Raw genomic sequence first — 20,812 nt, 5'->3', positions numbered from 1 at the left:
TCCCAGCCTCATCCCGGCCAGTGCCGGCATAACGCAGCCGCCATCAAAGTGATGTCGCCATGGAAAGATGATGCTGCAGGATCGGCAGCGTCTGTGTCGCGAAGGCTTTGAGGTCGGCGTTGTTACCCGAGTTGGATTCGCTCTGGAACAGGGCGACTGCATCGCGGTGATCGCTCACCATCATCGTTGCGTAGGCCTTGTCGAAATCCGCGCCGTGCAGCGGCCGCAACTTGGCCAGGTTGGCCTCTTGCGTTTCCGTCGGCATGCTGGCGATGCTGTAGCCATCTTTTTGCGCGATCGCCTTCAATTGTTCGTTGGCCATGGTGTGATCGTGGATCATGGTGGCGGCAAAGGTCTTGACGTTGGCCGACTGCGCTTGCTTCTGCGCCAGGCGGCTGGCCATGATCTCGGTATCGCCCGCCGCCGAAGCGGCCATCACGAAGCGCACGTCCTGCGTGGTATGCGCCGAACGGGTGCCGCTGGCGGCCGAGTTGGGTGACATGCCGCTCTGCGCCCAGGCAGGTGAAGCCACCATCAACGCCAACAGCGACGCCATGGATAATTTATTTGGAAAATCCATCACTGCATCTCCGGTTTAAGTGCGATGCATAGTTATCACCGCAGGCGTGACCCTTGCGTGTCCTGCAAGCGAACGCAAGCATAATGTTGCGCCGGTGCTTCGCGGCCTGCTCACGCCCGGGTTATGGTCGAGGTCCTAGAGTTCTTTGCCACAGAACGAACGAAAGGGAGCATGTCATGGCCGAACTCGTAGTTGCATGCTTTGATAACCAATTCGAAGCCAACGCCGCGGCGGAAAAACTGTTGTCGGCGGGCCTGCAGCGTGAACAGATCGTGTTGACGTTCGACGAAAGCGTCGACGACACGCCTTCCAGTTCCAGCGCGCCGACCAGCGTGATTTCCGAAGCCAGCCACACCGGGCGGGTTGATCGCGCCACCGGAGCAGAAAAAGACAAGCGTAGACTGACGGAACCGCGTTCTCCGCGACAGGTACCCGATCCATCGCTGATCGGCCACACCACGGTAGTCGTCGAATTACGCGGCGAAATGTCGATGGATGATGCCTGCGAATTGCTCGACCAGGCCGGCGCCAGCTCCGTCAATTTGCGCGAGCAACAATATCGCCCCGAAAATCCAGCCATGTGGCCGGCCGTTGGGCGCGCGTCGCGCGAAGACGTGCAGCGAAGCATGCAGGCTGCCAAGGGTGGCGCGTCACTGAAGGCCGGTCGGCGGCACTGAGCAGCGGCACTGAGCAATGGATCATGTGCGCGCCTCGATCCGCATGCCGCGCGGCGTCAGCCATCGCTCCACGCCTTCGAACAGGCCCTGCATGGCCAGCGCCATCAACGCGGCGGGAATGGCGCCTTCCAGGATCAGCCCGGTATCGTCCAGGCGGATGCCGGTGACGATGGGCTGGCCGTAGCCGCCCGCGCCGATCAACGCGCCGAGCGTGGCGGTGCCGACGTTGATCACCGCGGCGGTTTTCACGCCGGCAAGAATGGAGCGCAGCGCCATCGGCAATTCCACGCGCCGCAAACGCACGCCGCGCGGCAGTCCAAGTGCGGCAGCCGATTCACGCAGGTCGGTGGGAATGCCGATCAAACCCGCATAGGTATTGCGCACGATCGGCAGCAGGCTATAGAAAAACAATGCAGCCATGGCCGGCCAGGTGCCGATGCCGAACAGCGGGATCATGAATACGAACATGGCCAGCGACGGAACCGTTTGCAGCACGCCGCTCGCCGCCATGATCACTTGCCCAAGACGCCTGGAGCGGGCGGAGAATACGCCCAGCGGCACCGCAAGCAGCACTGCCGCAGTCAGCGAGATCACTACCAGTCGCAGATGCTCGAGCGTGCGCTGCCACAGCCGCGACCACAGACCGGCGCTGTCGCGATCCGGCTGCACGCCGAGGAATCCCGCTGCCACCACGGTTTCCTGCTCGCCCTTGCGCTTCACCTGCGCATTCATACGACGCATGGCGTCTTCGTCGATGCGCCCGGCCAGCCGGTTCAAGACCGCCACGAAGGCCGGGGAACTCTGTTGCAGCGACAGGCGGTACAGGTAGACCGCTTCGTAATGCGGGAAATAATGCCGGTCGTCATCCAGCGTGCGCAGGTGGTAGTACGGGATCTCCGCATCGGTGCTGTAGAGATCGATGGCATCGACCGCTCCGCTGACCAGCGCGCGATACGACAAGGCATGATCCAGTCCGCGCACCTGCGCCTGCGCCAGCCCGTAACGTTGGCGCAGGCCGGGCCAGCCGTCGGTTCGATTCATGAATTCGTTGGAGAACCCCAGGTGCAGCCCGGGGTGCCGCGCCAGGTCGGAAATGCGCTGGATGCCCAGTTGCTGCGCGCGATCTCCGCGCATGCCGATGGCATAGGTATCGTTGAAGCCGAGCGAATCGGTGATGCCGATGCCCAACGGCTTGAGCGCGGCGCGCAAGGTGGGAATGTCCGCATCCGGCGCCACGTTCTTGAGCAGCTCATGCGTGAGCGTGCCGGTGTACTCGGGATAAGCGTCGATATCGCCGTGCAGCAGCGCGCTCCACAGGATGGCGGAGCCGCCTAGTTCGCGCCGGTGTTCGGCCGGCACCCCGGCCTGGCGGGCGGCGAGCCGCGCCACCTCGCCCAGGATCACCGATTCGGTGAACTGCTTGGAGCCGATGCGCACGGGTGCGGCGTGTGTCCACGCAGGCAGCAGCAGGCAGAGCGCGGCGATCCACAGCCGCTTCATGCCGAACGCTCCCGCAGCGTGCGCTGCGCTTCGACGAAACGGGTCACGAACGGATCGGCCGGGCGCTCGCGCAAATCGTCCAGGCAACCATCCTGCACCACCTTGCCGTGGCGCATCAGCACGATGCGCTGCGCGAACCACGCCGCCTCGGCGATATCGTGGGTGACCACTACCACGGTTTTGCCGAGCTGCTCGAAGATCTGCTTCAGCTCATCCTGCAACTCGTGGCGCACCAGCGGATCGAGCGCGCCCAGCGGTTCGTCCAGCAGCAGGGCGTCCGGATTGAGCATCAGGCCACGCATCAGCGCCACGCGCTGGCGCTGGCCGCCGGATAATTCCGCCGGATAGCGTTCGAGCGCGCTTTGCGGCAAGTGAGCCAGCGTAGCCAGTTGTTCGGCGCGTTGGCGGATGCGCTGCGGGTTCCAGCCAAGGTGATGAGGCAGCAAGGCCAAGTTGCCCAGCGCCGTGAGGTGCGGGAACAGGCCGCCTTCCTGGATCACGTAGCCGATGCGCCGGCGCAGTTCCAGTACCTGTCTTTTTTCCAGCGCGCGGCCGTCCGCCCGCACCTCGCCACGCTCCGGCCATTCCAGTCCGATCAGCATGCGCAGCAGGGTCGACTTGCCCGAACCGCTGCTACCGATCAGCGCGGTGACGCTGCCGGCGGGAAAACGCAGCCAGACATCGTCCAGCGCCACCACGGCGCCATAGCGCTTGCTGACGCCGCGAAGCTCGAACGCGGCGGAAGAGGCGTTGCGGTTGGCGGACATGCGGGTCGGAGCGGCAGTGGGCACCTGAATCTAACGCATGCGTTATCCAGATGCCGCTTTCCATTTGGAGGAAGGCCAGAGGAACGAGCATTGTGCGACGCACCATCGTATGCTTGCCGCATGCTTGCCCGCCTCTCTTTCCTCCACTACTGGCGCCGCCTGCAAGGCTCGGATCGTTTCGCCGAATGCCTGCGGGTGCTGCTCGCGCTTGCCGGCGTGATCCTGTATTGCCTGTTGCGCGGCCATGCCTCCGCCATGATTCCCGCCATGCTCGGCGTGATTGCCTGTGCCCTGGCCGAGACCGAAGACCACTGGCGCAGCCGCGTGGTTACCCTGCTGATGACACTGCTGTGCTTTGCCGGCGTGGCGTTCGCCGTGGAATGGCTGTTGCCCTGGCCGATGGCGTTCGCCCTGGCGCTGCCCCTGATGACGTTCGTGCTGGTGATGCTTGGCGCGGTGAGCGCGCGCTACGCCACGATCGCGGGCGGCACCTTGATCCTGGCCGTCTACACCATGATCGGCATGGACCAGCCGCATCCGCCGTCGAACCCGGTGACCGAGCCCTTGCAACTGCTCGCCGGTGCGCTCGCATACGGCCTGTTATCGCTGCTGTGGAGCATGCTCTCGCCGCAATTGGCCGTGCGCCAGGCATTGGCCCGGGTATTCGACAGCCTTGCCGATTACCTGGACGGAAAGGCCGCGCTGTTCACGCCAGTGCGCGGCATCGACCGCGACGCGCTGCTGCTGGCCCTGGCCATGCGCAATGAGCAGGTAGTGGAAGCGCTCAACGACACGCGCATCGTGCTGATCGACCGCATCGGCATGCGCCGTCCGCGCGGCGCCACCGCGGCGCGCTTGCAGCTTTATTTCAAGGCCCAGGACATCCACGAACGGGTCAGCTCTTCACACTATCCGCATGCCGAGCTGGCCGAGGCGTTCTACCACAGCGACGTGCTGTTCCGCTGCGAACATATCCTGCGGTTGCAGGCGCAGCAGTGCCGCCGACACGCCGAAGCGCTGCGACTGCGGCGGACTGCGGCCGATATCGCCAACTTGTGCGCCGCGCAAAACGATCTGCGCGCGTCGATCGAGGCATTGCGCCAATACCGGCCAGCACCGGCCGAATCGCTGCTGCGCTCGCTGGATGCGCTGTTGCGCAATATCGTGGCGATCCAGGTACTGCTGGAAAACGAGCCGGCGCCGACGGCTTCCGCCGAAGGCGAGGATGCGTTGCAGAATCCCGGTCCCCAATCCCTGCGTGAAGCGTGGCACCGCATCGGCATCCAGCTGACGCCGCGCTCGCCGCGTTTCCGGCACGCGGTGCGGCTGGCGCTGGCGCTGATGGCCGGATACGGCGTGCTGCAGCTGCTGCACACGCGCCACGGCTACTGGATCCTGCTGACCACCTTGCTGGTGTGCCAACCCAGCTACGGCGCCACCCTTGCGCGCATGCTGCAACGGGTAGCCGGCACCGTGGCCGGCGTGATCGTCGGTTGGGCGGTGCTGCATCTGCTGCCGAGCGCGTCCTGGCAATTGCTGCTGGTGGTGGTGTCCGGCGTGGTTTTTTTCGCGGCCCGGCTGCGGCGCTATGCGACCGCCACGACGGCGATCACGCTGTTCGTGGTGCTGTGCTTCAACCAGGCCGGCAACGGTTACGCGGTCATGTGGCCGCGCCTGCTGGATACGCTGATCGGCGCCGGCATCGCCGCGCTGTCGATCTACCTGGTCCTGCCGGATTGGCAAGGACGGCAACTGCACCAGGTGCTGGCGAACACCCTGCGCAGCGATGCGCGCTACCTGCAACAGATCATCGCGCAATACGTGCATGGCAAGCGCGACGATCTGGCCTATCGCATCGCGCGGCGCGAAGCGCATAACGCCGATGCGGCGCTCAGCGGCGTACTTGCCAACATGCTGCGCGAGCCGGATCGGCAACGGCGCGGCAGCGAGGAACTGCTCCGCTTCCTTACCCTCGCGCATACCATGCTGGGCCATATATCCGCCTTGGGTGCGCATCGGCAAAGCATCGATGGCGCGCCGGCGCGCGACGGCGTGACGCTCGCCGGCAATCTTGCAGTCAGCAGGCTCGAACAGCTCGCCGATACGCTGGCAGCCAACTCGCCCGTGGCAGCCGGCAATGCCGACGCGGCGCCAGCCGCGATGCCGCAGGCCGACAGCGTGGACGATGAAACGGCGCAGATGGTACTCGGCCAGTTGGCGCTGATACTTGCGCAGCGCGATCGCCTCGCCGCCGTAACGCGCGCTATCCAGCTTGGCTGATAAAAAAGCACCGGCCCTTCCAAAGGGTATGGCTCACGCCTTTTTCACGGCGCCTGGCCGCCACCGCGCCGCTACTGGACGTAACCTGCGGATACTCGGATAGTTGCACTTGTCCATCAACCCACAACTCCGAGGCATCCGGCCTGCGGTTCCCGGCAACGGAATACGGCCTGGTGTCCGTGGTCTTCGGGCCACCAGGGTGTACGCGGAAACGCGCCCGCCTCCCACTTGGAAAGGAGTACAGCACATGTCCCCGCTGGCTGATCGCTACGGCCGCCGGTTTCCGTACTTGCGACTATCGGTCATACCCGCGTGCAACTTTCGTTGCACCTATTGCCTGCCGCACGGTTACCACGCCGATCCGCACGCCGCCGGGCCATTGTCGCTGGCGGAAATCGCGCGCCTGTTGCGCGGCTTTACCGAACTGGGCATGCACAAGCTGCGCATCACCGGTGGCGAGCCGAGCGTGCGCCACGATCTTGCCGGCATCCTGCGCACCGCCGCCGCGGTACCCGGCATTACCAAACTGGCGATGACCACCAACGGCACTCTGCTCAGCCGCCATCTGCGCGAATGGATGGACGCCGGCCTCAACGCCATCAACGTCAGCGTGGACAGCCTTGATCGGGCCGTATTCGCGCGCATCACCGGGCACGATCGCCTGCCGGACATCCTGCGTGGCGTGGACATGGCGCTGGCCGCCGGACTGCCGGTCAAACTCAACGCCGTGCTGCTGCGCGACGTCAACGATGCGCAGTTGCCGGCATGGCTCGATTACCTGCGCGAGCATCATGCCGGCGTGCGCTTTATCGAACTGATGCAGACCGGCGACAACCTGCCATTCTTCCGCGATCACCATGTCCGCGCCGAGAGCCTGGAAACGCAATTGCAGGCATCGGGCTGGCAGCTGTTGCCGCGCGTTGCCGACGCCGGACCGGCACGCGAATACCGGCATCCGGATTATGCCGGCCGCATCGGTATCATCGCGCCTTACTCGCAGGACTTCTGCGCCGGCTGCAATCGTCTGCGCGTCACCGCCACCGGCGATTTGCGCCTGTGCCTGTTCGGCGAATTCGGCATTCCGCTGCGCCCGTTGCTGCAGGCGGACGAACAGCGCGATGAACTGGTGCGCGCGCTCGGCGGCCAGATTGGCCGCAAGGAGCAAGGCCATTTCCTGCATGACGGCCGCACCGGCATCACCCCTCATCTCGCATCCACCGGAGGCTGACCCATGCACGAGCGCGAGGATCGCGCCCATTTCCACATGGCCGACGTGCGCCGCAAGCGCATCACGGCGCGCCGCGCCGTGGCGGTCGGCGAATTGAGCGCCGGCGCTGCCGCGTTTGCGCAAATCGTCGAACGCCGCCTGCCCAAGGGCGATGCGATGAGCATCGCCGAAATCGCCGGCCTGCAAGGCGCGAAGAACGCTTCGCAGCTGATGCCGCTGTGCCATCCGCTGCCGCTGGAATACATCGACGTGCGCTGCGAACCGGTGCGCGCGCGCCATGCCATCCGCGTGTATTGCGAAGTCGCCACCTTCGCGCGCACTGGCGTGGAAATGGAAGCGCTGGCCGGCGCCAGCGCGGCGCTGCTGACGCTCTACGACCTGACCAAGCCGGTGGAACCCGCGCTGTCGTTCGGCGGCGTGCGCCTGCTGTTCAAGGAGGGCGGCAAGAAAGGCTTGTGGCTGCATCCGGAAGGCATGAGCGAAGCCGAGCATGCGCATTACCGGCCTTGCGCCGTAACGCGACTGGAAGCGGTGAGCGCGGCGGTGATCACGCTCAGCGATCGCGCCAGCCGTGGCGACTATACGGACACCGCGGGACCACTGCTGGTCGAACGCCTGCGCGAACTGGGCGCCATCGTGGACGAAGCCGAATTGCGTCCGGACGAACCCGAACCGCTTGCCGCGCGGCTGCGGCAACTGGCTGCCATGGGCGTCCGCCTGGTGCTGTGCACCGGCGGTACCGGCATCGGTCCACGTGACCGCACGCCCGAAGCGCTCGCCATGGTGGCGGATCGCCATGTCGACGGCATCGGCGAGTTGTTCCGCAGCGAAAGCAGCCAGCACACCCCGATGGCCTGGCTGAGCCGCGCGCAGGCGGTGCTGATCGGCAACACGCTGGTCATCGCCCTGCCCGGCAGTAGCAAGGCCGTGGCGCAGGGCATGGATATCCTCGCGCCGATCCTCGCGCACGCGCTGAGCATGGCCGCCGGCGGAGGGCACGCATGAACCAGGATGCGCTCGCCTACGACGCAGCGCTGCGCATCGTGCTCGAGCACAGCAGCGCATTGCCGACGCAGGCCTGTCCACTCGCCGCGTGCCTCGATCGCGTGCTGGCCGCGCCAATCGTCAGCGAAGCGGCTTTGCCGCCCTTCGACAATTCGGCCATGGACGGTTTCGCACTGCGCGGCGACGCGACGGTTCCGGCCGGTACCGAATTGGCCATCGAAGGCGAGCAGGCCGCCGGCGACGGCATTGCCTGCGCTCGCGACGGCGCATGGGAAATCATGACCGGTGCCCGCATTCCCGATGGGCTCGACCGTGTGATTCCGGTCGAGCAGGTCGAACGGTCGGCGACCGGCGCCCGCATCAAGCTGCTGGCGGACGTGGGGCCAGGACAGAACGTGCGCAGCGCCGGCTCCGATGTAGCTCATGGCGAAACCGTGCTTGCCGCAGGCACCTTGCTGCGTGCGCAACAGCTGGCGTTATTGGCGGCGCTCGGGGTCGCCGAAGTACCGGTCGCCGCTCGTCCGCGCGTAGCCGTGGTCTGCACTGGCCGCGAACTGGTCGACGATCCCGCGCAAGCGCTGTCGCCCGGACAGATCCGCAATTCCAATGGGCCGTTCCTCGCCGCGCGCCTGCCGCTGGCCGGCGCCGACGTGGTGCATCAGGAAACCGTCGGCGACGATGCCGCCGCGTTCGCTGCCGCGTTACGGCGCGGGCTGGATGCTGGCGCCAACGTGATCGTCACCAGCGGCGCCGTCTCCATGGGTCGCTACGATTTCGTGCCGCAAGCCCTGGAGCGCCGGGGCGCGCGAACGCTGTTCCATAAAGTGGCGATCCGTCCGGGCAAACCGCTGCTGTTTGCGCGGCTGCCTGGGAACGTCCTGTTGTTCGGCCTGCCCGGCAATCCGATTGCGGTGGCGGTGGGCCTGCGTTTCTTCGTCGAGCCGGCCTTGCGGGTGATGCTGGGCATGCCTCGCGAAAGGCCCTGCCGCGTACCGTTGCTGCGCGCCTACGAAAAAAAGCCGCGCCTGCGCTTTTTCTTGAAGAGCCGCCTGCATATCGATGCGCAAGGGCGGCTGGCCGTCGAAGTACTCGACGGCCAGGAGTCTTACCGCATCCGACCCTTGGCCCACGCTAACGCCTGGGCGGCGATACCGGCCGACGTCGATGCGCTGCCTGCCGGCGCCATGGTCGATGTGCATGGCCCCGGCCATCTGGAATTTCCGCTGCCTTGCCGGAGCGACGCATGAAGGTTCGCATTGCCTTGTTCGGTGCCTTGCGCGACGCCGATCCGCACGGCTTCATCGAACTTGAAACGCCCGAGCATTGCACCATCGCCATGCTGCGCGAACTGCTGCAAGCCCATGTACGCGATCACGTCCCGGCCATCAGCGCCAGCCTGATCCAGCGCTGCGCATTCGCCAGCGAGGCCGAAATCCTGCACAACCATCGCACGCTGCCCGGGAGCGGCCAGTTGGCGATCCTGCCGCCGGTAAGCGGAGGCTAGCCGTGCCTATCGATACTTACACCGCCGTCGTCGACATCCGCAACGCGCGCCTGGATCCGGCCGCGGCGCTGGACTTTGTCTCCGACCCACGCTTCGGCGGCATCGCCACCTTCATCGGCCGCGTGCGCGAGCACAATCTCGGACGCATCGTTACCGGTGTCAGCTACGACTTGTTCGAGCCGCTGGCCTTGCGCACGTTCGAAGCCATCGCCGCCCGCGCGCGGCAGGAAATCGGCACGGCGATGAATTTGTATATCGCGCACGCAAGGGGCGATCTTGGCATCGGCGACCTGGCGGTGATCGTAGCCGCCGGCACCGCGCATCGCGACGAGGCCTTCCGTGCGTGCCGGCTTGCGATCGAGGCGGTCAAGCACGAAGCACCGATCTGGAAGCAGGAGCATTACCTCGACGGCGACAGCGCGTGGAGCGAAGGCTGCTCGCTGTGCGAGGAACATCGCGACGCCGAGCAGGCTGCACGACATGGCGCGGACCCGCATGGTCATTGAACCGCAACGCTGGACCGGTGTGGTGCTGGCCGGGGGACGCTCCTCGCGCATGGGCCGCGACAAGGCGTTGCTGCTGTGGCAAGGGCGGCCGTTGATCGAACAACAGATCGCATTGCTGCGGGCGGCCGGCGCGCACGATGTAAAAGTCAGCGGCGACCGTCCCGGCTACGACGGCATCGCGGATGGCGCGCCGCACGCGGGGCCGCTGGGCGGTATCGCGAGTATCGCCGCCGTTTGCCCGGATGGCGAATTACTGATCGTTCCGGTCGACATGCCGCGCTTGCAGCCGGCCTTGCTGCAACGGTTGCGCGACACCGCGGCGGCGGCAGCAAGCGTGCGGTTCGCCGGCCACGTATTGCCGATGCGGCTGCGGCTGGATGACCGTTGCCGCGCAGCATTGAGCGAACTGATGCTTGCCGCCGATCATCGCGAGCGTGCGCTGCGTGCGCTGCAAGCATGCGTCGGGGTCAGCGAGGCAATCCTTCACGCGGACGAGGCGTCGCAGTTGCTCGACTGCAATACCGAAGCAAGCTGGCGGGAGGCGCATGCATGAGAGTGCAACTGGAAGGCCAGGCCCTGCGTTTGCGCATCGACGAAACCGAGCTGACCCGGCTGCTGGCAGGCGATGCCGTAGAAAATCGCACGCAACTACCCGATGGCCAGGTCGAAGCACAGCAGGTCCGGCTTGCATCATGCATCGCGTGGCGGCGCCACCAGGCCGGATGGCGGATCGAGCTGCCCGAGGCGCAGGTCCGCGCACTCAGCGAACGGCTACCGTCACGCGATGGATTGCAGTTCGAGCTTGCGGTGACGGATGGCCATGCACTGCAGTTATTGTTCGACGTGGATGTGCGCGACAGCGCACGCAAGCGTTTGCGTAAACCGGCGGAAGGAGATGCATCATGAATGTATGGTCATTGACGAACCAGCTTGCTTCGTTCCTTCGCAGCCGCCATCGCGATGGACGCAAGCGTTACACGCCGCCCGACGCACCCCGCTTTTCCTCCTCTCCCCTCTGGGGAGAGGAACGAGGTGAGGGGCTGGGACTTGCCAAGATATCCAGCAGGGCATCGCGCACCGATGTTCGTTTATCGCTGGAGCGCCCCCTCACCCCAACCCTCTCCCCAAAGGGGAGAGGGAGATGGCGCGCGCGATCTTTGGCGCGTTACGCACCCCGCTTTTCCTCCTCTCCCCTTTGGGGAGAGGACCGAGGTGAGGGGCTGGGGCTTGCGCAGGTATCCAACAGGGCATCGCGCACCGATGTTCGTTTATCGCTAGAGCCGCCCCTCACCCCAGCCCTCTCCCCACAGGGGAGAGGGAGATGGCGCGCGCAATCTTTGATGCGTTACGCCTCCCGCTTTTCCTCCTCTCCCCTCTGGGGAGAGGAACGAGGTGAGGGGCTGGGGCTTGCGCAGATATCCAGCAGGGCATCGCGCACCGATGTTCGTTTATCGCTGGAGCGCCCCCTCACTCCAGCCCCCTTCCCGCAAGGGAAAGGGCGAAAAGAAGCTTTCGTGCGCCACTGTGCCATGCACATGCTTGCGCTGTTGTTGTGCCTGGCAGGCACAACCGTCATGGCCCAGACCGAACCGGTGCTGCACGTCGCGTATGCCGGCTCCATGGGCGTAGTCATGGACAACGCGGCCGGTCCCGCTTTCGCGCATGCCCATCGTGCCGTCTACCAGGGCACTGGCCAGGGCTCCTACGCCCTGGCACGCCTGCTTGCCGCGCGCCGGCTGCAAGCGGATGTGTTCGTCACCATCACGCCAGGACCGATGCAGGTACTCAAGCAAGCGGGACTGGTCACCCGGGCGGTCCCGGTCGCCAGCACGCAAATGGTGATTGCCTACAATCCGCGCAGCCGTTTCGCGGCCGATTTCGCGGCGGCGGCGCGCGGAGAAAAAAAGTGGTACGAGGTGCTGGCCGAACCGGGCCTGCATGTGGGCCGCACCGATCCCGCCGTCGATCCGCAAGGTGCCAATGCATTGCTTACCTTGCAGTTGGCCGCCGATTACTACCATCGGCCGGATCTGCTCAAGCGCATCGCGGGCAAGGCGCAGAACCCCGCGCAGATCTTTAGCGAACCATCGTTGATGTCGCGCCTGGAGGCTGGCCAGATCGATGCCACCATCGGTTACCTGAGCGCCGCGCGATCGCACCACCTGCCTGCCATCAAGTTGCCCGACGAAATCAATCTCGGCGATCCGGGCTTGCAGGCGCCATGGTATGACCGCGCCTCGATCACGCTCGACAACGGCAAGGCCTTGCACGTAGAGCCGCTGGTGTTCTATGCCGCGGTGCTCGGCAATGCGCAGCAACCGGCATTGGCGCGCGACTTCGTGGCGTTCCTGCAAAGTGCGCAAGGACAGGCACTGTTTCGCGAGCACGGCTATAGTCCGCCACGCGGTAACGGCCTGTGAAGCGACACGGCCTCGCCCGACAACTCAGGCAAGCCTGGGAAGCGTGGCCATGAACGCCGCCACGTCGCACCCGCGCCTGCCGGCAGCGGTGAGCGCGTTGACCCTGTTGCTGCTGGCGGCTCCGTTCATTGGCTTGGCGCTCATCACCTCGTGGCACCATTTCGGCTTCGTCGACGGCGACGGCAGCGCGATCGCGGTATCGCTCGGCTACAGCCTGCTCGCCCTGTTGCTGATCATCGCGCTGGGTACGCCGCTTGCCTGGTGGCTGGCGCGATATCCGGTGCGCGGCAAATGGCTGATCGATGCCCTGTTGTTGCTGGCATTGCTGACGCCGCCATTGGCGATGGGCCTGCTGCTGGCGGCCATGTATGGTCCATACGGCCCTGCGGGAAGCGTGCTGGAACGTGCCGGCCTCGTATTGACCAATTCCGCGCCCGCGTTCGTGATGGCGCAGTTCTACAGTGCCCTGCCCTATTACGTGATCGCCGCGCGCGCCGCCTTCGAGGGCGTACCGCGCGAACTGGAACATATCGCCCTGACGCTGGGGCATTCGCCGTGGCGCAGTTTCATGCATGTCAGCCTGCCGCTGGCGCGACTCGGGCTGGCGGCGGCTGTCGCGCTCGCCTGGGTGCGCGCGCTGGGGGAATTCGGCGTGGTGCTGATCGTGGCGTATTACCCGCAAGGCATTCCGGTAAAGCTGTGGGTGAATCTGCAGAACGTCGGCCTGGATGCGGTGTATCCGCTGCTATGGGTGTTTTTCCTGGTGGCCATGCCGCTGCCGTTGGCATTGGGGCTGGCCGCACGGCGCCGGCGCCTGATCTGATGCGCGTCGACTACCGCATCGCCCACCCGGTGGCATTGCATGCCGCTTTCGAGGTGGAAGGCTTCACCGTCCTGCTGGGGGCGAGCGGCGAAGGCAAGTCGCTGCTGTTGCGCGCCATCGCCGGATTGGCGCCGGCGCGCGGCGAACCGTTCGACGGCCTGCCCGCGCAGCATCGGGCAGTGGGCTATTTGCCGCAAGGGTATGCATTGTTTCCGCATCTCAACGCCTGGCAAAACGTGGCTTTCGCACTGCGCGGGCCGCAACGCCGCGCGCAGGCCATGCAACTGCTCGAACGGGTGCGCATGGGCGACTACGCGCAACGCTATCCGGTCACGCTTTCGGGCGGACAGCAGCAACGTGTGGCGCTGGCGCGCGCGCTGGCACGCCGGCCGCAATTGCTGTTGCTGGACGAACCGACCTCCGCGCTCGATCCGGTGACCCGCGACGACGTGATCGCCGAACTGATCGCCGAAGTGCACGACTTCGGCATTCCCGCTCTGGCGGTCAGCCACGATCCGCAACTGGCCGCGGTCGCCGATAGGCTGGTATTGATGCACGGCCGCCGCATCATCCAGCTCGGCGCACCCGAAGCAGTCTATGCGCAGCCGGTCAGCGGCGCGGCGGCGCGATTGCTTGGGCATCGCAACGTGCATCGTGGCTACATCGAAGGCCGGCCCGGCGCACGACGGATGGTGTGGCCGGAAGGCAACGTATCGTTGCCTGTCGGGGAGCAGGCGGAACTTGGCGCGGACGTCGACTGGGCCATCGAACCGGAAGCCGTTCGCCTGGTGGAAGACACCTCGCCCGCCGCGATCGTTGCCTCGGTCGAAGTGAGGCACGTGATCGGGCGCACGACGCAGCTGGGATTGCGCTGCGGCCAGGGGCGACTATGGGTATCGGTCGCTGGCGACCGGCCCATTCCACGATCCGTCGCGATCCAGCTTCCGCCCGAGGCGATCCGCTACTGGCGGCGCGAAACGTCCTAGGGATGCTCTGATCAATGCTACGCAGGCGGCATGATGACCAGAAGGCTCGCAGAGTGTGTTGTGCGGCGCCGGGAAGACTGGCCGTCTTGCCAAGCCGCGCGGCGCACTCTGCGTGCCTTCTGGTCATCACCCCATCGCTTTAAATTCAATATGTTGGGGCCAGCTCTGTCTGTCCGCACCCCTGCGGTCCATCGTCTCGACAGACAGCCAGTCTGCCTTCCTCGCTCCTCAAAGCCGGGTACATCCATGTACCCTCCCCGCGTGCGCCGACGAACCTATGGTCTGCGAACAGACAGAGCTGGTGACGCCTACGTAGCATTGATCAGAGCATCCCTAGAAATGTGCGCTATCGGTGGTTTTGCGATCCAGTTCCGCCAATCGCTCCACGCCCTGCCTGGCAAGCGGTTCCAGGCCCGCGCCGCCTTGCGCAAGATGCGCCACGATGGTCCGGCGCATGCCTGGCTCCCAGAATCGCTTCAAGTGCTCGGCAATGCCGGCCGCGCCCGCGTCCCGGTCGGGATCGGCCACGAAGTAATGGCTGATGTCGTTCACCATGACCACCAGGCGTTCGATATTCATGCGTGCGTTCCGGGCGTATGCAACAAACGATGCGGGTGGGTGTAGACCACGTAACTGCCCGGCCGCGCAAAACCGACCAGGGTCAGGCGCGTGTCTTCCGCGAGATGGATTGCCAGGGCGGTAGGCGCGGAAATCGCCGCCATCAAGGTAATACCCGCGCTCGCGGCCTTGGTCACCATTTCGTAGCTGGCGCGACTGGTCACCACCAGGAAGCCTTGCTGCGCATCGACGCCCGCCTTGACCATGGCGCCGATCAGTTTATCCAGCGCGTTATGGCGACCGACATCTTCGCGCACTAGTACGATCGCGCCATCCACGGCGACCCATGCTGCCGCGTGCACCGAACCGGTGACGGCGTTGACCGGCTGCGCGGCGCGCATCGATTCGAGCGCGCGCTCCAATGACGCCGGATCAATGCGCGGTCCCTCTGCCACCGGCGCGGGATGGCGCACCGCATCCTCCAGCATGCGCGCGCCGCACAGGCCGCAACCGCTGCGTCCAGGCAGCAGCCGTTCGCCGCCGCGGCCGGCGCGTTGCTGCACAGTATCCGATGCCACCTGCATCGCCAGTTCCACGCCCTCCAGCCGCGACCGCACCTCGATCGAGCGCAGCTGTGCCGGCGATGCGACCAGGCCTTCGCTGAGCGAGAAGCCGAGCGCGAAGTCTTCCAGGTCCAGCGGCGTCACCATCATCACGGCGAAAGGCAGGTCGTTGTAGACCATCGCGACCGGAACTTCTTCGGTGATCGCATCGTCCACTTGCTCGTGCTCGCCGCGACGGTAGCGATCGACCCGGCGCATGGCGTAGCCACGGCCGGCTTGCGTATCAGCGCGTTTCGGCGGCATCGAGCAAGGCCTGCTGTTCGGTCGAGAATGCCTGGTAGCGCCGCTGCCATTCCGACGGTTGGCTGACGCGCGTCACCTGCACCGCCGTGACCTTGTACTCCGGACAGTTGGTGGCCCAGTCCGAGTTCTCGGTGGTAATCACGTTGGCGCCCGAGCCAGGGAAATGGAAGGTGGTATACACCACGCCCGGCTGCATGCGCTCGGATACGCGCGCGCGCAGCACGGTCTGGCCGGCGCGGCTTTCGATGCCGACCCAGTCATCGTCGCGAATGCCGCGCTCTTGCGCATCGTGCGGATGGATTTCCAGGCGGTCCTCGTCGTGCCACATCACATTGGCGGTGCGGCGAGTCTGCGCGCCCACGTTGTACTGGCTGAGGATGCGCCCGGTGGTAAGGATCAGCGGGTGCCTGGCGTTGACCTTCTCCGAGGTCGGCACGTACTCGGTAAGCATGAAGCGGCCCTTGCCGCGCACGAATTCGTCCACGTGCATCACCGGCGTGCCTTCGGGATGCTGCTCGTTGCACGGCCACTGGATCGAACCGAGCCGCTCGATCTTGTCGAAGCTCACGCCGTGGAAGGTGGGCGTGAGGCGTGCGATTTCGTCCATGATCTGGGCTGGGTGCCGATAGTCCATCGGATAACCCATTGCATTCGCCAGCAGCTGCGTCACTTCCCAGTCGGCGTAGCCTCCCTTCGGCTCCATCACCTTGCGCACGCGCGAGATGCGGCGCTCGGCGTTGGTAAAGGTGCCGTCTTTTTCCAGGAACGAGCAGCCGGGCAGGAATACATGCGCGAACTTGGCCGTCTCGTTGAGAAACAGATCCTGCACCACCACGCACTCCATCGCCTGCAAGGCGGCGGTAACGTGCTGGGTGTTCGGATCCGACTGGGCGATATCCTCGCCTTCGATGTACAAGCCCTTGAAGCTGCCGTCGATGGCCGCTTCGAACATGTTGGGAATGCGCAGGCCGGGTTCGTCGTGCAGCGGCACGCCCCAATCCGCTTCGAACGATGCGCGCACGGCCGCATCGCCGACATGGCGATAGCCGGGGAATTCGTGCGGGAACGAACCCATGTCGCACGATCCCTGTACGTTGTTCTGTCCGCGCAGCGGATTCACGCCCACGCCTTGGCGGCCGATATTGCCGGTAGCCATGGCGAGATTGGCGATACCCATCACGGCGGTCGAGCCTTGCGAATGCTCGGTCACGCCCAGGCCGTAATAGATCGCCGCGTTGCCGCCGCTCGCATACAGCCGCGCGGCGCCGCGCACCAGCGCAGCCGGCACGCCGGTCTCCGCTTCCATTGCTTCCGGGCTGTATCGATCCTGCGCGACGAACGCACGCCACTTTTCGAATGCCGGGCGTTCGCAACGGGCGGCGACGAAGGCTTCGTCGACCAGGCCTTCGCTGACGATCACGTGGGCCAGCGTGTTAAGCAGGGCGACATTGGTGCCGGGCTTGAGCTTGAGGTGATAGTCGGCCTTGATGTGCGGCGTGCGCACCAGGTCGATGCGACGCGGATCGATCACGATCAGCCGGGCGCCCGCGCGCAGGCGCCGCTTCATCTGCGAGCCGAACACCGGGTGGGCATCGGTGGGATTGGCGCCGATCACCAGCACCACGTCGGCATGTTCGATCGAATCGAAATCCTGGGTGCCGGCCGATTCGCCCAGCGTTGCCTTCAGGCCGTAGCCGGTGGGCGAATGGCAGACGCGCGCGCAGGTGTCGACGTTATTGTTGCCGAAGCCGGCGCGCACCAGCTTTTGCACCAGGTAAGTCTCCTCGTTCGTGCAGCGCGAGGAGGTGATGCCGCCGACCGAGAATTTGCCGTAGGCCGCCTGCAATCGCTTGAACTCGCTGGCAACGTGGGCGATCGCCACTTCCCAGCTGACGATGCGCCAGGGATCGCTGATTTTCTGCCGGATCATCGGCGTGTTGATGCGATCCGGATGCGTGGCGTAGCCGATCGCGAAACGGCCTTTCACGCAGGAGTGCCCGTGGTTGGCGTGGCCGTCCTTGTTCGGCACCATGCGCACGATTTCCTCGCCCTTCATTTCGGCGCGGAAGCTGCAGCCAACGCCGCAGTAGGCGCAGGTAGTGGTGACGCTGTGCTCGGCCTGGCCGCGATCGATCAGCGATTTCTCCGACAGCGTCGCGGTGGGGCAAGCCTGCACGCAGGCGCCGCAGGAGACGCATTCGGAATCGAGAAAACGGTTGTCCTGGCTGGCCGCGACTTTCGATTCGAAACCGCGCCCCTGGATGGTCAGCGCGAAGGTGCCCTGCACTTCCTCGCAGGCGCGCACGCAACGCGAGCAGACGATGCATTTGGACGGATCGAAAGTGAAGTAGGGATTGGATTCGTCCTTGGGGGCATAGCGTGGATTGGGAACCGGGTGATCTTCGCGCGCCGCAATGCGCGCATGCACATGATTCTCGCCGTCATAGCCATAGCGCACTTCGCGCAATCCCACCACGCCGGCCATGTCCTGCAATTCGCAATGGCCGTTCGCCGGACAGGTGAGGCAATCCAGCGGATGGTCGGAGATGTACAGCTCCATCACGCCGCGGCGGATCTCGGCCAGCCTGGGCGTCTGCGTACTCACCTGCATGCCCTCCGCGACCGGCGTGGTGCAGGAGGCGGGATAGCCCTTGCGGCCGGCGATCTCAACCAGGCACAGGCGGCAGGAACCGAAGGCGTCGAGCATATCGGTGGCGCACAGCTTCGGAATGCTGATGCCGGCCTGGGAGGCCGCGCGCAGCACCGAGGTACCTTCCGGCACGCTGATGCTGCGGCCGTCGATCTCCAGCGTGATCTGCTGGGCCGAGATGGCGGCAGGCGTACCGCGATCGATTTCGACGATGGAGAGCATGCTCGATTACCTCCTCAACCAACTTGGCTGTCCGCTATTGCGCGAAAGCGGACAATCACTGCCTTGCAGCAAAAAACAAAGCGGGATAATCCGCTTCGCTGCGGATGAAGCGCCTGCGCTTTCGCAACCGGGACACCGCACCACGATTCACGAGGCAACCGCGCGCTCATGGCAGAACCGCTGGCCGGCCCGTTTCGAAATCCTCATGAAAATGATCCAGCGCACTGAGTACCGGGAACGGCGCCATGCCGCCCAACGCGCAGAGCGACCCGGCGACCATGGTCTGGCACAGGTCGCGCAGCAGCGCTTCGTGGCGCTCGCGCTCGGCGGCATCGCCCGCACGGATGCGATCGATCACTTCCACGCCGCGCGTGGAACCGATCCGGCAAGGCGTGCATTTGCCGCAGGATTCGATCGCGCAGAACTCCATGGCGAAGCGCGCCTGCGCGGCCATGTCGACGCTATCGTCGAACACCACCACGCCGCCATGCCCGACCATGCCGCCGATCGCGGCAAAGGCTTCGTAGTCGATCGGCGTATCCAGTTGCGACGCCGGGATATAGGCGCCCAGCGGCCCGCCCACCTGGACTGCGCGCACCGGCCGGCCGCTGGCGGTACCGCCGCCGTAGTCCTCGATCAGTTCGCGCAAGGTCACGCCGAAGGCGCGTTCCACCAGGCCCGCCCGCTTGATGTTGCCGGCCAGTTGCAGCGGCAGCGAGCCGCGCGACCGGCCCGTGCCGTAGTCGCGGTAGAACGCCGCGCCGCGCTCCAGGATGATCGGCACGGTCGCCAGCGTGATCACGTTGTTGATGATGGTGGGCTTGCCGAACAGGCCCTGGATCGCCGGCAACGGCGGCTTGAAACGCACCTGCCCGCGCTTGCCTTCCAGGCTTTCCAGCAACGAAGTCTCTTCGCCGCAGATGTAGGCACCGGCGGCCATGCGCACTTCCAGCTGAAACGCCTTGCCGCTGCCGCACAGCGCGTCGCCGAGATAACCGGCGGCGTTGGCCGCGTCGATAGCCGCTTGCAGCGCACGCTGCGCGTGCGGGTATTCGACGCGCAGGTAGATGTAGCCGCGCGTGGCGCCCACCGCCAGCGCGGCGATGGTCATGCCTTCGATCAGCGCGAACGGATCGCCTTCCATGAGCATGCGATCGGAGAAGGTGCCGGAGTCGCCCTCGTCGGCATTGCAGACTATATATTTCTGGTCGGCGCCGGCACCGAGGCAGGTGTTCCATTTGATGCCGGTCGGAAACGCGGCGCCGCCACGTCCACGCAGGCCCGCATCGGTCACCGACTGCACGATGGCGGCCGGCTCCATCCGCAAGGCCGCGGCAAGGCCGCGATAACCGCCATGCGCAAGGTAATCGTCCAGGCTGCGCGGATCGACGACGCCAACGCGCGCGAAGGTGAGGCGCTGCTGGCTTTTCAGCCAGGGAAGGTCCTCAGTGGTTCCCAGCGCCAGCACGTCCTCGCCGCCATGCAGGAAATCGGCATCGAACAAGGCCGCCACATCCGTCCACTGCACCGGGCCATATGCGACGCGCCCCCGCGCGGTTTGCACTTCCACCATCGGCTCCAGCCAGTACAGGCCGCGCGAACCGTTGCGCACGATGCGCACATCGAGCTGCCGCGATTCAGCCTCCACCGCAATGGCCTTCGCCACTGCTTCGGCGCCCAGCGACAGGGCGCCGGCATCGCGCGGCACGTAAACCGTTACGCTCATGGTGTCTCCGATTGCAGCCATGCATCGAAGCCGGCCGGCGTCACCCTGCCCTGCAAATGGTCATCCACCATCATGGCCGGCGAGCACGCGCAATTGCCGAGGCAGTAAACGGGTTCGAGCGTCCATGCGCCATCGGCGGTGGTCTGATGGAAATCCACGCCCAGCCGCCGTTTCACATGCTGCTCGAGCTTTGCCGCGCCCATGGCCTGGCACGATTCGGCGCGACACAAATAGATGGTGCGCCTGCCCGCCGGATGCGTGCGGAAGTAGTGATAGAAGGTCACCACGCCATGCACGTCGGCGCGCGAAAGATTCATTTCCCGCGCGATTAGCGGCACCGCCTGCTCCGGCACGTAGCCCAGCTCGGCCTGGATGCCGTGCAACACCGGCAGCAAGGCGCCGGGCCGGTCCTTCAGGCGGCCGGTGACTTGCAGCACCGCATCGCGCAACGTGTCGTCGATCGGCGGCAGCGATGCGGCGTTCTTGGCGGGTTTCATGCGGGAGCCTGCTTATC

19 protein-coding genes, 1 pseudogene and 1 riboswitch are annotated in these 20,812 nt (G+C 65.6%); of the genes and pseudogenes, 12 read left to right on the top strand and 8 right to left on the bottom strand.

Going from position 1 to position 20,812, the window contains the following annotated elements:
- Positions 1 to 43 precede the first annotated feature (43 nt).
- The gene (locus tag ISP15_RS15870; RefSeq protein WP_404548664.1) at positions 44 to 556 is read right to left on the bottom strand and encodes a DUF4142 domain-containing protein; all 513 of its coding nucleotides are present in this window, start codon (positions 554 to 556) and stop codon (positions 44 to 46) included.
- Between the two features lie 200 nt (positions 557 to 756).
- Here ISP15_RS15870 and ISP15_RS15865 point away from each other — a divergent pair, with 200 nt between their 5' ends.
- Positions 757 to 1,257: a hypothetical protein gene (locus tag ISP15_RS15865; protein WP_404548663.1), complete on the top strand. Its 501-nt coding sequence runs from the start codon at positions 757 to 759 to the stop codon at positions 1,255 to 1,257.
- A gap of 21 nt (positions 1,258 to 1,278) precedes the next feature.
- Here the strand turns inward: ISP15_RS15865 and ISP15_RS15860 are convergent, their stop codons facing one another.
- Together ISP15_RS15860 and ISP15_RS15855 are read right to left on the bottom strand one after the other, a co-directional pair.
- Positions 1,279 to 2,757: an ABC transporter permease/substrate-binding protein gene (locus ISP15_RS15860; protein ID WP_404548662.1), complete on the bottom strand. Its 1,479-nt coding sequence runs from the start codon at positions 2,755 to 2,757 to the stop codon at positions 1,279 to 1,281.
- On the bottom strand, positions 2,754 to 3,524 hold the full coding sequence (locus ISP15_RS15855) for an ATP-binding cassette domain-containing protein (RefSeq protein WP_404548661.1): 771 nt from the start codon (positions 3,522 to 3,524) through the stop codon (positions 2,754 to 2,756). Before ISP15_RS15855 ends, ISP15_RS15860 begins: the two co-directional genes overlap by 4 nt.
- Before the next feature lie 120 nt (positions 3,525 to 3,644).
- Between ISP15_RS15855 and yccS the strand changes: the two genes are divergently transcribed.
- The 11 genes and pseudogenes from yccS to ISP15_RS15800 form a co-directional block, all read left to right on the top strand.
- Positions 3,645 to 5,804 (top strand): YccS family putative transporter, encoded by a 2,160-nt coding sequence (yccS, locus tag ISP15_RS15850; RefSeq protein WP_404548660.1) that lies wholly within the window; start codon positions 3,645 to 3,647, stop codon positions 5,802 to 5,804.
- Between the two features lie 115 nt (positions 5,805 to 5,919).
- Positions 5,920 to 6,059, top strand: a riboswitch (molybdenum cofactor riboswitch).
- Entirely contained in the window at positions 6,052 to 7,032 is a 981-nt protein-coding gene (gene moaA, locus ISP15_RS15845) for a GTP 3',8-cyclase MoaA (RefSeq protein ID WP_404548658.1), read from the top strand. (Overlaps the previous riboswitch by 8 nt.)
- Before the next feature lie 3 nt (positions 7,033 to 7,035).
- A complete protein-coding gene (gene moaCB / locus ISP15_RS15840) occupies positions 7,036 to 8,037 on the top strand; it encodes a bifunctional molybdenum cofactor biosynthesis protein MoaC/MoaB (RefSeq protein WP_404548657.1) in 1,002 nt (333 codons plus the stop codon).
- Positions 8,034 to 9,284 (top strand): molybdopterin molybdotransferase MoeA, encoded by a 1,251-nt coding sequence (locus tag ISP15_RS15835; RefSeq protein ID WP_404548656.1) that lies wholly within the window; start codon positions 8,034 to 8,036, stop codon positions 9,282 to 9,284. The genes moaCB and ISP15_RS15835 overlap by 4 nt, the downstream gene beginning before the upstream one ends.
- Positions 9,281 to 9,541, top strand: coding sequence for a MoaD/ThiS family protein (locus ISP15_RS15830; protein WP_404548655.1), 261 nt, complete (start codon positions 9,281 to 9,283; stop codon positions 9,539 to 9,541). The genes ISP15_RS15835 and ISP15_RS15830 overlap by 4 nt, the downstream gene beginning before the upstream one ends.
- Positions 9,542 to 9,543: 2 nt before the next feature.
- The gene (locus ISP15_RS15825; protein WP_404548654.1) at positions 9,544 to 10,047 is read left to right on the top strand and encodes a molybdenum cofactor biosynthesis protein MoaE; all 504 of its coding nucleotides are present in this window, start codon (positions 9,544 to 9,546) and stop codon (positions 10,045 to 10,047) included.
- Positions 10,037 to 10,600, top strand: coding sequence for a molybdenum cofactor guanylyltransferase (gene mobA, locus ISP15_RS15820; RefSeq protein ID WP_404548653.1), 564 nt, complete (start codon positions 10,037 to 10,039; stop codon positions 10,598 to 10,600). Before ISP15_RS15825 ends, mobA begins: the two co-directional genes overlap by 11 nt.
- Entirely contained in the window at positions 10,597 to 10,953 is a 357-nt protein-coding gene (locus ISP15_RS15815; protein ID WP_404548651.1) for a hypothetical protein, read from the top strand. The genes mobA and ISP15_RS15815 overlap by 4 nt, the downstream gene beginning before the upstream one ends.
- 668 nt (positions 10,954 to 11,621) lie before the next feature.
- Entirely contained in the window at positions 11,622 to 12,467 is an 846-nt protein-coding gene (locus ISP15_RS15810; protein ID WP_404548650.1) for an extracellular solute-binding protein, read from the top strand.
- A 49-nt stretch (positions 12,468 to 12,516) separates the two neighbouring features.
- The gene (locus tag ISP15_RS15805; protein ID WP_404548649.1) at positions 12,517 to 13,290 is read left to right on the top strand and encodes an ABC transporter permease subunit; all 774 of its coding nucleotides are present in this window, start codon (positions 12,517 to 12,519) and stop codon (positions 13,288 to 13,290) included.
- Between the two features lie 122 nt (positions 13,291 to 13,412).
- A pseudogene (locus ISP15_RS15800) lies at positions 13,413 to 14,276 on the top strand (ABC transporter ATP-binding protein); the annotation flags it as partial.
- Positions 14,277 to 14,609: 333 nt separating this feature from the next.
- On the opposite strand, the gene ISP15_RS15795 reads toward ISP15_RS15800, so the two are convergent.
- From ISP15_RS15795 to ISP15_RS15775, 5 genes are all read right to left on the bottom strand, one after another.
- Positions 14,610 to 14,855: a formate dehydrogenase subunit delta gene (locus tag ISP15_RS15795; RefSeq protein ID WP_404548646.1), complete on the bottom strand. Its 246-nt coding sequence runs from the start codon at positions 14,853 to 14,855 to the stop codon at positions 14,610 to 14,612.
- Entirely contained in the window at positions 14,852 to 15,700 is an 849-nt protein-coding gene (gene fdhD, locus ISP15_RS15790) for a formate dehydrogenase accessory sulfurtransferase FdhD (protein WP_404548645.1), read from the bottom strand. The genes ISP15_RS15795 and fdhD overlap by 4 nt, the downstream gene beginning before the upstream one ends.
- On the bottom strand, positions 15,681 to 18,572 hold the full coding sequence (gene fdhF, locus ISP15_RS15785) for a formate dehydrogenase subunit alpha (RefSeq protein ID WP_404548644.1): 2,892 nt from the start codon (positions 18,570 to 18,572) through the stop codon (positions 15,681 to 15,683). Before fdhF ends, fdhD begins: the two co-directional genes overlap by 20 nt.
- A 166-nt stretch (positions 18,573 to 18,738) precedes the next feature.
- Positions 18,739 to 20,298, bottom strand: a complete 1,560-nt coding sequence (locus tag ISP15_RS15780; protein ID WP_404548642.1) for a formate dehydrogenase beta subunit — start codon at positions 20,296 to 20,298, stop codon at positions 18,739 to 18,741.
- Positions 20,295 to 20,795, bottom strand: coding sequence for a formate dehydrogenase subunit gamma (locus tag ISP15_RS15775; protein WP_404548641.1), 501 nt, complete (start codon positions 20,793 to 20,795; stop codon positions 20,295 to 20,297). The genes ISP15_RS15780 and ISP15_RS15775 overlap by 4 nt, the downstream gene beginning before the upstream one ends.
- Positions 20,796 to 20,812: the final 17 nt, after the last annotated feature.

This window comes from Dyella jejuensis (assembly GCF_044904675.1).
GTDB lineage: Bacteria > Pseudomonadota > Gammaproteobacteria > Xanthomonadales > Rhodanobacteraceae > Dyella_B > Dyella_B jejuensis.
This window is presented reverse-complemented; position numbering and strand designations above follow the sequence as displayed.

Coding starts and splice junctions, on each gene's coding strand:
- ISP15_RS15830 (WP_404548655.1), top strand. CDS start 9,281: ATGAAGGTTCGCATTGCCTTGTTCGGTGCCTTGCGCGACGCCGATCCG.
- ISP15_RS15780 (WP_404548642.1), bottom strand. CDS start 20,298: ATGAGCGTAACGGTTTACGTGCCGCGCGATGCCGGCGCCCTGTCGCTG.
- moaA (WP_404548658.1), top strand. CDS start 6,052: ATGTCCCCGCTGGCTGATCGCTACGGCCGCCGGTTTCCGTACTTGCGA.
- fdhD (WP_404548645.1), bottom strand. CDS start 15,700: ATGCCGCCGAAACGCGCTGATACGCAAGCCGGCCGTGGCTACGCCATG.
- ISP15_RS15835 (WP_404548656.1), top strand. CDS start 8,034: ATGAACCAGGATGCGCTCGCCTACGACGCAGCGCTGCGCATCGTGCTC.
- yccS (WP_404548660.1), top strand. CDS start 3,645: ATGCTTGCCCGCCTCTCTTTCCTCCACTACTGGCGCCGCCTGCAAGGC.
- ISP15_RS15775 (WP_404548641.1), bottom strand. CDS start 20,795: ATGAAACCCGCCAAGAACGCCGCATCGCTGCCGCCGATCGACGACACG.
- ISP15_RS15860 (WP_404548662.1), bottom strand. CDS start 2,757: ATGAAGCGGCTGTGGATCGCCGCGCTCTGCCTGCTGCTGCCTGCGTGG.
- moaCB (WP_404548657.1), top strand. CDS start 7,036: ATGCACGAGCGCGAGGATCGCGCCCATTTCCACATGGCCGACGTGCGC.
- ISP15_RS15815 (WP_404548651.1), top strand. CDS start 10,597: ATGAGAGTGCAACTGGAAGGCCAGGCCCTGCGTTTGCGCATCGACGAA.
- ISP15_RS15795 (WP_404548646.1), bottom strand. CDS start 14,855: ATGAATATCGAACGCCTGGTGGTCATGGTGAACGACATCAGCCATTAC.
- fdhF (WP_404548644.1), bottom strand. CDS start 18,572: ATGCTCTCCATCGTCGAAATCGATCGCGGTACGCCTGCCGCCATCTCG.
- ISP15_RS15810 (WP_404548650.1), top strand. CDS start 11,622: ATGGCCCAGACCGAACCGGTGCTGCACGTCGCGTATGCCGGCTCCATG.
- ISP15_RS15865 (WP_404548663.1), top strand. CDS start 757: ATGGCCGAACTCGTAGTTGCATGCTTTGATAACCAATTCGAAGCCAAC.
- ISP15_RS15805 (WP_404548649.1), top strand. CDS start 12,517: ATGAACGCCGCCACGTCGCACCCGCGCCTGCCGGCAGCGGTGAGCGCG.
- ISP15_RS15870 (WP_404548664.1), bottom strand. CDS start 556: ATGGCGTCGCTGTTGGCGTTGATGGTGGCTTCACCTGCCTGGGCGCAG.
- ISP15_RS15855 (WP_404548661.1), bottom strand. CDS start 3,524: ATGTCCGCCAACCGCAACGCCTCTTCCGCCGCGTTCGAGCTTCGCGGC.
- mobA (WP_404548653.1), top strand. CDS start 10,037: ATGGTCATTGAACCGCAACGCTGGACCGGTGTGGTGCTGGCCGGGGGA.